Source organism: Shewanella sp. 553, assembly GCF_059338375.1.
In genome coordinates, this window is the sequence record NZ_CM181701.1 from 1924416 (window position 1) to 1937070 (window position 12655).

At 47.9% G+C, this 12655-nt stretch carries 8 protein-coding genes; 4 read left to right on the plus strand and 4 right to left on the minus strand.

Annotated features, from left to right (window positions below):
* Window positions 1-46 precede the first annotated feature (46 nt).
* Complete coding sequence (locus AC5YBZ_RS08710; RefSeq protein WP_494543685.1) at window positions 47-2305, plus strand: bifunctional diguanylate cyclase/phosphodiesterase; 2259 nt, start codon at window positions 47-49, stop codon at window positions 2303-2305.
* Window positions 2306-2538: 233 nt separating this feature from the next.
* Window positions 2539-5772 (plus strand): DEAD/DEAH box helicase, encoded by a 3234-nt coding sequence (locus tag AC5YBZ_RS08715; RefSeq protein ID WP_494524772.1) that lies wholly within the window; start codon window positions 2539-2541, stop codon window positions 5770-5772.
* A gap of 73 nt (window positions 5773-5845) precedes the next feature.
* Here AC5YBZ_RS08715 and AC5YBZ_RS08720 read toward each other — a convergent pair whose 3' ends face one another.
* Together AC5YBZ_RS08720 and asnS are read right to left on the minus strand one after the other, a co-directional pair.
* On the minus strand, window positions 5846-6274 hold the full coding sequence (locus tag AC5YBZ_RS08720) for a secondary thiamine-phosphate synthase enzyme YjbQ (RefSeq protein WP_494519141.1): 429 nt from the start codon (window positions 6272-6274) through the stop codon (window positions 5846-5848).
* Window positions 6275-6499: 225 nt separating this feature from the next.
* Window positions 6500-7900: an asparagine--tRNA ligase gene (asnS, locus tag AC5YBZ_RS08725; RefSeq protein WP_494524773.1), complete on the minus strand. Its 1401-nt coding sequence runs from the start codon at window positions 7898-7900 to the stop codon at window positions 6500-6502.
* 462 nt (window positions 7901-8362) lie between these two features.
* Here asnS and AC5YBZ_RS08730 point away from each other — a divergent pair, with 462 nt between their 5' ends.
* Window positions 8363-8698, plus strand: a complete 336-nt coding sequence (locus AC5YBZ_RS08730; protein WP_494519139.1) for a hypothetical protein — start codon at window positions 8363-8365, stop codon at window positions 8696-8698.
* 70 nt (window positions 8699-8768) lie between these two features.
* Here the strand turns inward: AC5YBZ_RS08730 and AC5YBZ_RS08735 are convergent, their stop codons facing one another.
* Window positions 8769-9359 carry a CoA pyrophosphatase gene (locus AC5YBZ_RS08735; protein WP_494519138.1) on the minus strand — a complete coding sequence of 197 codons (591 nt, stop codon included), beginning with the start codon at window positions 9357-9359 and terminating at the stop codon, window positions 8769-8771.
* Complete coding sequence (pabB, locus tag AC5YBZ_RS08740) at window positions 9340-10782, minus strand: aminodeoxychorismate synthase component I (RefSeq protein ID WP_494519137.1); 1443 nt, start codon at window positions 10780-10782, stop codon at window positions 9340-9342. Before pabB ends, AC5YBZ_RS08735 begins: the two co-directional genes overlap by 20 nt.
* 130 nt (window positions 10783-10912) lie before the next feature.
* On the opposite strand from pabB, the gene AC5YBZ_RS08745 reads away from it, so the two are divergent.
* Complete coding sequence (locus AC5YBZ_RS08745; RefSeq protein WP_494543686.1) at window positions 10913-12430, plus strand: fumarate hydratase; 1518 nt, start codon at window positions 10913-10915, stop codon at window positions 12428-12430.
* Window positions 12431-12655: the final 225 nt, after the last annotated feature.

A 12655-nucleotide genomic window follows, 5' to 3' on the forward strand; every position in this document is an offset into this window, starting at 1 on the left:
AATAGTGTAAAGAGCGCGCAGGGCAGCGCTAAAAACAAGGAAAGCTATGCAGACAGGGGATAACGTAACGGATGTCGTTATTGATGAGTGCAGCGATGTTGAAATAAGTATTAAACGTTATAACAAAATTCTCAATATGCTTTTAGCTGGCGCGCCGCTGAGTGATATTTTGGCGGCGCTAGTGCGCTTAATTGAGCAGCAACAGCCCGGTACTCGCAGCTCGGTATTGTTGCTTAGCAGTGATGGGCAACACTTGCAGTTTTGTATTGCCCCAAGCTTACCAGCCCGCTATAACCACGCCATCGAAGGGCTTCCGATTGGCGTTGGGATCGGCTCTTGTGGCGAAGTGGCCTATACGGGTAAACGCGTCATCGCTAGTGATATTGCCAACCATCCCAATTGGCGTAATTATCGGCAGATTGCCCTTGATAATGATTTGCTGGCGTGTTGGTCAGAGCCCATTAAAGGCAGTAACGGTAATGTCTTAGGCACGTTTGCCATGTATTATGGGCAAGTTAAGTCACCCAAGCCCGTCGATTTGTTGTTAATCCAAGAAGCCGCGCGTTTGGCGAGTCTCGCCATTGAGCGCAGCCGTGCGTTTGAGTTTCAACGTCAAGCCAGTGCTATTTTCAACCACCTTCCTATCGCCTTAGTTACCACCAATGACCAGTGGCGTGTGCTCGATGCCAACCCATGTTATTACCAACTGATGCAAACGACGGCGGCAAGTGAGCATTTCGTTCCTGGCAGGCATATTTTGTGCGATGAAAAACACCCGTTGGCAGGGTTATTCAATCAACTTGATGATCATGTTCATTGGCAAGGTGAAGTGCAGCTCAGCCGCGAGAACGGCAGCCTATTTTATGCAGATATGACCGTCATGCTGGTAGACGATATCCGCCATGATGAACGGCTCTATGCTTGGCTATTTTTCGATATTAGTGTGCGAAAACAAGATCTAGCCCTAATAGACTTCCAAGCTAATTTTGATGCCTTAACATCTTTACCCAATCGAACCCAACTACTGCAACGCATTGAAGCAGAAATTGACCTAAGTCAGTTGGGTTACGGTTTTACCCTGATGCTGATGGATTTAGATAATTTTAAGCAGGTTAACGATAACCTAGGCCACCATTATGGTGATCAACTATTAATACAGGTCGCGCAGCGGCTCAGTGACGTCATTGGGTCACACACCGAACCCCCTCAAGGTGTTGTTGGTCGGCTTAGCGGTGATGAATTTGCAATACTACTGCCCAACCTGCTTGATAAACAGATAATCGGCGAGTTGGCCGGTGCCTTAAACGAGGCGTGTGCGCAGCCGTATTTACTCAGTGATACTCAACGGGTTTACACTAGCTCGAGTATCGGAATTGCGCTTTACCCGCAAGACGCCGACAGCTTAGAGTCCTTACTTAATTGCACCGACCAAGCCATGTATGCCGCTAAAGATGCAGGCCGAAATCAGTTCACTTTTTTTGATCTAACCATGCGCGACAACGCCCAGCGTCTGGCGTTATTGTACTCGTGGCTGAAAACGGCGTTACTGAATAATGAGTTTGAAGTGTATTTCCAACCCGTTATTAATATCGCTAGCGGTAGAATAACACACGCTGAAGCGTTATTAAGATGGTGTCATGCTGGCGAATTTATCCGCCCAGATGAATTTATACCAGTTGCAGAGTCGAGCGGCTTAATTATCGATATTGGTCATTGGGTACGAGAACAGGCGATGCACTTGATTGTGGAGCATGGCGAGGGTTATGATTTTTCGGTCGCGGTTAATGTATCAAGCCAAGAGTTAATGATGCACTCGCAACCGCTAGGTGTACTGGCTTCGATTGAGTCAATTGTTAGCACTCTCGATAAACCATTTGACTATAAGCGCTTAACACTAGAGATCACCGAGTCGGTGTTAATTCAGCAAGCGAGTAGTTTAGTCGATCAATTAGCTCAGTTACGGCAGTTGGGCTGCAGTATTGCGGTGGATGACTTTGGTACAGGTTACTCATCACTGTCTTATCTGTATCACTTTCCAAGCGATCAACTCAAAATTGATAAAAGTTTTATCCATAACTGCGAGCACTCGACTAAGCAACAAGCATTAGTAAATGCCATCACTAAAATGAGTCAAGCACTAGAGCTTAGTGTAGTTGCTGAAGGTGTTGAAAATACAGAACAATTAGATTTGGTAAAGTCGCTGGGCATTGAGTTGGTGCAAGGATATTATTTTTCTCGCCCCTTGCCTAAAGCCGATTTTATCGCGCTTTTGGGTGAGGTTAATGGTAGAACCTCTGCTCAGTAGCATGGCCCACATCAATGATCTTATAGTGCCTTTAACATCGCTAACTGATGTCAGGGGTTTATATTTATCTTCAACCACAGCCGCTGTTTATCTGAGTTTAGCGAGATTGCGCAATATCTGTTCCTCAGGGACAAATGAGGTGTTTATCGGCTAGGGAAAGCGGGCAACTAATGCTATGATTCGGCCTTTGTCGAAAGATTAATGGCCTGATTATTGGGCTATGGAAGATGTCATTGTTTGCACTAACCCAGGTTTTTGCCCATCAACAAGTTTTCGCGGGATTACAACTGCTATTAGCGGGACAACTTAACGACGTTAAGTTGTCCGCCACTGAGATAGCAGGGCACTTTACAACCGAGCAAGGGGACTACGCCGCTCATCTCTCACTTGTGCCCAGTGATCGCTTTAGCGGCCATTGCAGCTGCCACGCTGCCAACTGTGCACATATCGCCGCTTTGGCCATAGAACACCTTGCACAGCAAAGCAATAATACCAATGAACGCAGCCGGCGCATCGATACGGCAATTCGTTTATTTAAGAGTGAAGCCAATCAACAGTTTGACCCGTTCCCAGCGATGGCTCGCCACAGGGTACTGTATGTGATTTATGGCGATGAAGGTGCGCTGCGTTTAAGTGTTCATAAAGGCTATTTGAATAAAAATGGCACCTATCAGCTAAGGGGCAAGTTAGGTTTTGACATCATTGGTAGTGCGCCATTGCCTAAGTATGTCAGTCAAACTGACCAACAGTTATTGTCACTGTTAACAGCCCAGCTCAGTGGCGATGAGATCCTCACGCAGTTCGAGCAGATAGACTTAGCGTTACCGCCAAGATTGACGAGCGATTTTTATCGCTTACTCTGTGCCAGTGGCCGCAGTTTCTACCAAACGTTAGATAAGACGCCACTGCGTTGTGATGTCCACTACGATGAAGATTATGTCGATACTCACTTTCTTGTCGCTGTCAGTGACCAGGTGTATGTCGAGCCAGTAAGCTGCACAATCGTTATTGATGAGCGCCAAAACAGTGAATTAAACCAGCAACTGCTTGAACACATTGATCGTGATGGAGAATGGCAGCCCTGTATCGAAGTGGTGCGCCACAGTATCGATTTCCCCTGGCAAGTGCAGGCGATGCAGCCGTTAGATGTGGCGGTATTTACTATGGTGCATCGCGGCGTAGCATACTCCTTAGCGCAACTGCTTTATATCGCTTGTGATCATCAACCCTTATTAGGCCAAATCGCTCAGTATCAACTGCAACTTAATGCGTTAGCGCTAGTTAGCCATTGTTTTGAGCCACCCATCGCCATGAGTGTGCCAGCGGGCACGCGGGTGATCCCTGATGATATTAGCGAACATGCTGTCTTCTTTCGCCAGTTATCATTGGTGGGGTGGCATGTCCATTTTGCCGCTAAAAATCGTTTTGTAAAATTAGCGGCCAATACTTGGTACGCCGAAATTAATACCCCAAATGCCGATTGGTTTGAACTGAGCTTAGGCGTTGAGGTAGATGGCGAGCGCGTCAATATTCTTCCCTTACTCATTAATCTTATTCGCCAAGGCAAGTTAACCGATAAAGCGGGGCGCGAGCCCGTATCACTGGAGCTCGAATCGGGTGAGATTTTGATCTTGCCTGCAACCCGAGTCGCGCGGATCTTAAGCGTACTGGGTGAGTTATTTGACCAGCAACCGCTTAATGAAGCACAACATTTAGCCTTACCGCGTCACCAGTTAGCGCGATTACCTCAGTTAGATGATGCCATGCGCCAAGATTTAACTGACAAGCGCACTAAAGCCCTTAAATGGCTCGGTGCCACTTGGCTGAAGAAACAAGCACAGGCCTTGACCGCCTATTTACGGGCTAACCCAAAAGCGGCAGCCTTCAGTGCACCGGCAGGGCTCAAGGCTGAACTGCGGCCTTATCAGGCCCAAGGCGTCAGTTGGTTACAGTTTTTAAAACAGCACCATTTTGCCGGGATCTTGGCCGATGATATGGGGCTAGGCAAAACCATTCAGACCTTGTGCAGTTTACTGCTAGATAAACAACAGGGGCTATTAACCGCGCCTGTGCTGGTTATCGCGCCCACCAGCTTACTGAGTAACTGGCAACGTGAAGCGGCGACCTTCGCGCCGTCATTAACGACCTTAGTCTGGAGTGGACGAGCTAGGCATGAGCAGCTATCTCAGCTTAATAAGGTGGATATGGTGATCACCAGTTACGGGATCTTGGCTCAAGATGCACAGCTGTTATTAGCCCAGCAATGGTATCAAGTGATTTTAGATGAAGCGCAAACCATCAAAAATAGCCGCAGCCAAGTGACTAAATTGGTTAATAGGTTAAAGACCCAACACCGGCTGTGCCTCACGGGGACACCGATGGAAAATCACTTGGGTGAGCTGTGGTCTTTATTTAACTTTTTGATGCCGGGCTTTCTGGGCACTGCCGCCCAATATCAACGTCAATTTAAACTGCCGATAGAAAAAGATCAGTGCGATACCGCGCGGCGTAAGTTAGCCCAGCGGATCGCGCCCTTTATGCTACGCCGCACCAAAGCGGAAGTGGCGACCGAACTGCCAAAGAAAACCGTCATAAATACCCTGATTGAACTTAGCGAAACACAGGCCGATCTGTATGAAACAATTAGGTTAACGGTCGCTGAGCAGCTGCAACTGGCCTTACTGCAAACCGGGGCCAAGGCCAACCGGTTGGCAATAAGCAATGCACTGTTAAAGCTGCGGCAAGTGTGTTGTCATCCGGCTATGCTCAAACTCGGCAATGTGTCTGACACAAGCCAAGCAACGGATGCCCAATACCTTGGGCTCGAATATCTTGATAATGGTAAAGGCAATGACAGCGACGCTAGCGAGGCCGCCAAGGGCAAACTTATCGGCGCAGATATTCAGTTAGCTGAGCTGACAGATGACGGGCCACAAGTGTCATCCAAGCTGGCATGGCTTGCCAATAAATTACCTAACATGATTGAAGATGGGCGTAATATCCTTATTTTTTCATCGTTTACCACCATGCTCGATCTCATCGCCGCCCAGCTAAACCAGCAAGGGATCGATTATGAGATGTTAACGGGTAAGAGTCGCCATCGAGATAAAAGCATCGACAGGTTTCGCAGCGGCGAGGTCAATGTGTTTCTTATTAGCCTTAAAGCGGGGGGCTCAGGCCTCAATTTGACCGAGGCGGATGTGGTTATTCATGTCGACCCTTGGTGGAATCCTGCGGCCGAAGAGCAAGCCAGCGATCGCGCATACCGTATTGGTCAGCAAAAGCCGGTGTTTGTATATAAGTTGATTTGCCAAAATACTGTCGAAGAACGTATTCAACAGCTGCAGCAATCCAAACAAGCATTAGCGCAAAGCATGTATCAGACAGAAAGCCTGTCGGTAGCCGAGATGGACAGTGATGATTGGCTCGCGCTATTGCAACCTATTGATGATGTGCCACCTGGTTAATATTGGCAATAGTGGTTTGTCAGTTGGCTAGTTATTATTGGTTTTAGTCACTTGGCTTGTTACTTTACCTAAGTCACAGTGACTCTTCACCTTGTATGGTGATCAGTAACGTGCGCTCGCTGGCATGGTTTCTCGCCTCACACAGGTATATCCCTTGCCAAGTGCCTAAATTAAACTGGCCGCGGGTGATGGGGACACTCAACTGAGCCCCCAGCAAGGATGACTTAAGGTGCGCAGGCATATCATCGCTTCCTTCATAGGTGTGGGTATAGTAAGGCGCATTTTCTGGGGCGAGGCGATTAAAATATTGCTCAAAATCCTCGCGCACGCTGGGATCGGCATTTTCGTTCAGGGTCAGTCCGGCCGAGGTATGCTGTAATAGCAGGTGGGCCAGACCAATATTAAGTTTGTGCAGTTCTGGCACGGCAGCCATTACCTCATCGGTTATCAGATGAAATCCGCGTGGCTTACGCGTTAAGATTATCTGTTTTTGTATCCACATGGGGCATTATCTCCTCATTGCAATCGTAAATGACGATTCTCAACCACTGTCTGATGGTTATCGTAACCACTGTCTGATGGTTATCGTAACCACTGTCTGATGGCTATCGTAAATGTTTTCTCAATTGCTATTACAACTTATCGCACAATAAAGACCATAAAAAAACGCCCCTAAAATTAACTCTTAGGGGCGTTTGTCTTGATCACCAAGCTAATCGGTTGTCGCTTAAAAGTTGGCTGATTTAGGTGCGCGTGGGAAAGGGATCACATCGCGAATGTTAGACACACCCGTCACATAAGAGACTAAGCGCTCAAAACCTAGACCAAAACCTGCGTGTGGCACCGTGCCATAACGACGCAGATCACGGTACCACCAGTAATCTTCTTTGCTCAGGTTCATTTCAGCAAGACGCATATCGAGCACATCTAAACGCTCTTCACGCTGGGCACCACCGATGATCTCACCGATACCTGGCGCTAATACGTCCATCGCGGCAACGGTTTTGCCGTCTTCGTTAAGGCGCATATAGAAGGCTTTAATATCTTTTGGATAGTTCTTCACAACCACTGGGGCTTTGAAGTGTTCTTCAGCCAGATAGCGCTCATGCTCAGATTGCAGGTCAATGCCCCATTCAACATTGAAATCAAACTTTTTACCGCAGTTTTTGAGGATCTCAACCGCATCGGTATAGTCGACTTGGGCAAAGTCGCTATTAACGAAGTTTTCTAAACGCTCAATAACGGTTTTATCGACGCGTTGGGCGAAAAAGGCTAAATCATCAGGGCGTTCTTCAAGCACGGCTTTGAAACAGTATTTCAACATGCGCTCGGCTAGACCGGCCACATCATCTAAATCGGCGAAGGCCACTTCAGGCTCGACCATCCAAAATTCAGCAAGGTGACGGCTGGTGTTTGAATTCTCGGCGCGGAAAGTGGGGCCAAAGGTATAGACCTTAGACAAGGCGCTTGCGTAGGTTTCAGCGTTAAGCTGCCCCGATACCGTTAAAAAGGCCTCTTTGCCGAAAAAGTCTTCTTTATAGTCGACTTTACCGTCGTCGGTGCGAGGTAAGTTTTCCATATCCAGGGTCGATACGCGGAACATTTCACCGGCACCTTCACAATCTGATGCGGTGATCAGTGGAGTCGAAACCCAGATGAAGCCCTCTTCGTTATAAAAACGGTGGATAGCTTGTGACAGGCAGTTACGCACGCGCGCTACAGCACCAATAATATTGGTACGTGGACGCAGGTGCGCTAATTCTCGCAGGTGTTCGATAGAGTGGCGTTTTGCTGCCATGGGGTAGGTATCAGGATCATCCACCCAACCAGTGACTTCAATGTTAGATACTTGCAGCTCAAATGCTTGACCTTGGCCTGGTGATTCAACGACGTCACCCGTCATTATCACAGAACAACCTGTGGTCAGTTTAAGGACCTCTTCGTCATAATTGGCTAAGCTATTTGGCACCACGCCCTGGATTGGGTCAAAACAGGAACCATCATAAACGGCAAGAAAAGAGATGCCGGCTTTGGAATCTCGGCGAGTTCTTACCCAACCGCGCACAGTAACTTGCGAACCAACCGCAAAATCACCTTTAAATACAGAAGCGACAGATGCAATGCTCATTGTTGCTTAGTTCTCCAACGAATCGTTTTATTAAAAATTTTGGAGGTTTATCTTACCTTGCTGGCGGCTTTTCTCAAGGGAAAAACCACATATAAACCCAGTTGACGGCAAATAATCTGCTGTTTAACGGTTAGCTTGGGTTAAGTCTGTGCAATTATCAGCACAGACTATGGTCAGGATGAGAATCCATGATGATACTCAATGGGGCAAGGGAGGTACTTGTTAGGTTTAAAATCTCGCCAGCCAAAAAAATGATGCCATAAAGTGCATCGTTATCTTTCATTGGTGATTGAATGAGTTAGACTCAAGATTAGCCGATTGCTACGTGATGGAATAAATGGATATCCATAAGCATGGTTGATAACTTTGTTAATGGCTCTGGGCTTATTGTCCACTCTAATGACGGCCTAACGGAGCTAAGCAACAGTGATCTACTGTTAATGCCAGATAAAAGGCGACTCAATGACAAAAATTAAGCTGTTCCATGTATTATTAGGCTCACTGTCGATTCTGGGCTGGTCGTTAGCCGTTTATGCGCTGCTGTTATTTGATGCAGCAAGGCCTGATCGCGCGGTCGGTTACTTTATCAGTAAAGGGGCTAGTGTGCGTTTGAGTTGGGACCCTGAAATCACCTTACGACTCGAATATGTGATTTGGACCTGCGCCGCCATAAGTCTACTTAATTTAGGGTTTAATTTTTATGTGGCGAATCGTAGTCGATTGGGTTACTGGTTTAATATCCCGCTATTGTTACTCACTTCGACAGCGGCAGGGCTTTATTTGAGCTTTGTGATTTAAGCTAAAGTGAATAGGCTATCGACTGAGGTAAGTGTCATAATTGTTGTTAATTTAAAGATTAATCACTGGATTAATCCATGCTTCTATCGACATCGTTACTAAGCTGACGACACATTTTATCAATCATCGCCGCAGTGGCTCCCCAAATCATATGCTGATTAAAGGGAATAAAATACACTGGGTAACTTATCCCTCGGCGAGTAAATCGCTTCATGACGCGGTTATCTGGGTTTAATAAGAATGACAGCGGCACAGTAAAGAGCTCATCCACTTCGCCCGGATCTAAAATAATCTCAAACTCTTGCTTAATAATGCCGACAATGGGGGCGATGGTAAAACCCGTTAAGGTATTAAACATGGGGTATTGCCCCAACACTTGCACATTATCTTGTGGCAGGGCGATCTCCTCAAAGGCTTCGCGCAGCGCCGTCGCAGTATAATCCACATCTTGCGCTTCTACTTTTCCGCCGGGGAAACTGATCTGTCCAGGGTGGGCACGCAGGTGAGTCGGGCGCCTAGTTAAGATAAGGTGCAGTTCGTGCTCTTTTTCGATTAGCCCCACCAATACTGCCGCTTCACGCAGCGAGCGAGTGATTTGAGGGGCGTTATCTTCGGGCAACAGCTGCAGGGCGTAGCGCTGCTTAAATTCGTCCAGTGTCATGACTCTTCGCTAAAATAGGGAGGATCTTACTTACCTTATCATAGCTCTCTTGATATTCGGCATCCACTTGCGAGTCTGCCACAATACCGCCACCCGCCCAGCAATATAAACGCTGCTTTTCAGCCACTAAGGTGCGAATGGTGATGCTGGTGTCCATTTGCCCATCTTGACTTAGATAGCCGATGGAGCCGCAATAGAGGCTGCGTCTTGAAGGTTCAAGCTCTTCAATGATCGCCATCGCCCGAATTTTGGGTGCGCCAGTGATCGACCCGCCCGGAAATGCGGCGCGCAGCAGATCGCTAGCATGATAACCCACGTCGAGTGTTGCTGTGACTGTGCTGACTAAGTGATGCACCGCCGGAAAGCTTTCGATGGCAAACAGGCTTGGCACGCTAACACTACCAGGTTTGGCCACTTTACCTATGTCATTGCGCAGCAGGTCTACAATCATTAGGTTTTCAGCGCGGTCTTTCTCTGAGCTGGCAAGCTGCGCCGCAGCATTACGGTCAGCAACGGGATCGGCTGCTCGGGGTAAGGTGCCCTTAATGGGTTTAGTTTGAATTTGATCTTCGCGTAGTTGAATAAAACGCTCAGGCGATATAGACAATAAGGCATGGTGTTCTAGGCGTATAAACGCTGAAAAGGGCGCACCATTGCTTTGGCGCAGGGTTTGGTAGGCTAGCCATTCATCTCCCTGATAATTAGCCATAAAGCGCTGGGTAAGATTAATTTGATAGCAATCACCACTGTGCAGATAAGCTTGCACCGCATTAAATTTAGCGTGGTAGTCCGTTACATCGATTTGTGCATGCCAGTCGCTCGTCAGCGCAAAAGGGGCGTGGCTTGGCGTACCGGCTAATGCTTGCTCAATCTGTGTCAGTTGCCATTGTAACTGCGCCTCACCGTGATAATGCACCATTGACCATTGTTGGGTGTGATAGTCAAAAATCAGCGCCCAAGGATAAATGCCGACATTCATCTCAGGTAGGTCTATATCTTTTTCTGCAATGCTGGGCAAGGATTCTAAGCGCCGGCCCAAATCATAACTAAAGGCGCCGACGGCGCCGCCACTGAATGGCAAGTGGCAGGCTTTAGACTCGGGAAAATACCGCTTAATTAGCTGCTTAAGCAAGGTAAAGGGATCGGCATTGCTGTGCTCTACACCATGTTCACTCTTAAACGGTGGCTGTTGCATAGCGCTGGTTTGCGGTAAATGAGTGATAAACGTGGTGTCGCCTTGGGTGACTAAGGTGGCGATAGGATCGAGACAAATGATGTCGTAACGGGCATCAACATGCTCGGCATTGGCCGAGTCGAGCAGTATGGCCCAAGGACGCTGTGAAAAATGGCTAAATACCTCGGTGGTAGAGTATTTCCACGGTAAGGTTTTTACTGCAACACCTTGAGTAGACGAATAAACCATCAATTAACCTTTGTAAAATGTGATGTTCCCCTAAAAGTCGCGAAAGAGTATCATATTGTGACTGGATTCAAAAAAATAGCCGACCCTGTCACAGGGCATAAATAACTAAACTGCAACCAAGGAAACGTCTGTGAGTATAGAACAGCCCATTATTAAGCAAGCGGATCTTATCGAAAGCATCGCCGATGCATTGCAATATATCTCTTATTACCACCCAAAAGACTTTGTCGATGCCATGGCCGAAGCTTATGACAGAGAAGAGAGTGCGGCGGCTAAAGATGCGATCGCTCAGATTTTGATTAACTCTCGTATGTCAGCCGAAGGCAAACGTCCACTATGTCAAGATACGGGTATCGTCACCTGTTTTGTTAAAGTGGGCATGGGCGTTCAGTGGGACAAGACCGACATGACAGTGCAGCAGATGGTCGATGAGGGCGTTCGCCGTGCTTACACCAATCCTGACAATCCACTGCGTGCCTCGATAGTGGCCGATCCTGCCGGCAGCCGTAAAAATACCCGTGATAACACCCCATCGGTTGTGCATATCGATATGGTACCTGGCAATCATGTTGAAGTGGCCATTGCCGCTAAAGGCGGTGGATCGGAAAACAAATCTAAGATGGTGATGTTAAACCCATCGGATGATATTGCCGCGTGGGTCGAAAAAACCTTACCGACCATGGGCGCTGGCTGGTGTCCACCGGGCATGCTTGGCATAGGCATTGGCGGCACCGCCGAGAAAGCCGCTGTGATGGCCAAAGAATCATTAATGGATCCGGTTGATATTCACGAGTTGCAAGCGCGCGGCGCAGAAACCACTGAAGAAAAGCTGCGTCTGGAGATCTTCGAGCGTGCTAACAAGTTAGGCATCGGCGCGCAGGGGCTCGGCGGGTTAACCACAGTGCTCGACATTAAAATTAAATCGGCGCCAACCCATGCGGCATCAAAACCTGTGGTGATGATCCCAAACTGCGCCGCCACGCGCCACGTGCACTTTCATCTTGATGGCACTGGCCCTGCAGAGCTCACGCCGCCATCACTTGCCGATTGGCCAGAGATCACCCGTGAAGCGGGCGAAGATGTGCGCCGTGTCAACCTTGATACCGTCACCCAAGCCGATATTGAGCAGTGGAAGAGCGGTGATGTGCTATTACTCAACGGTAAAATGCTTACCGGCCGCGATGCGGCGCATAAGCGCATTCAAACATTGATAGAAAGTGGCGAAGGCTTGCCAGAAGGCGTCGACTTTACCGGTAAATTTATCTATTACGTTGGCCCAGTCGATCCTGTTGGCAACGAAGTGGTTGGCCCAGCAGGACCCACAACCGCAACCCGTATGGATAAATTCACCGATCTTATGCTCGATAAAACCGGGCTTATGGGCATGATAGGTAAAGCTGAGCGTGGACCTGCAACCGTTGAGTCGATTAAGAAGCATAAAGCCGTTTATTTAATGGCGGTTGGCGGCGCAGCATATTTAGTATCCAAAGCGATTAAGAAGTCACGGGTCGTGGCATTTGAAGATTTAGGTATGGAAGCTATCTATGAATTTGATGTGCAAGATATGCCTGTCACTGTCGCCGTGGACAGTGATGGTATGAATGCCCACGAAACGGGCCCGGCAATGTGGAAAGTCAAGCTGAGTTAATACCGCTTAACAGTTTACTCGCATCTGAATTAATCAGTCTGCCAGTGTGCTAGTTTTTAGCGGCACTTATTAACCAAAGTTAAGCGCATAAGTACACATTCGCTATAGGCGTGAGTCACTTGTGTTGGTTACTTGTGTTAACCAAGTAAATAAAAATGGGGGATAGGCAACTTGCCTAATCCCCCATTTTTGTTTAGTGTGCTTGCGCATATACATTCTCGGGTC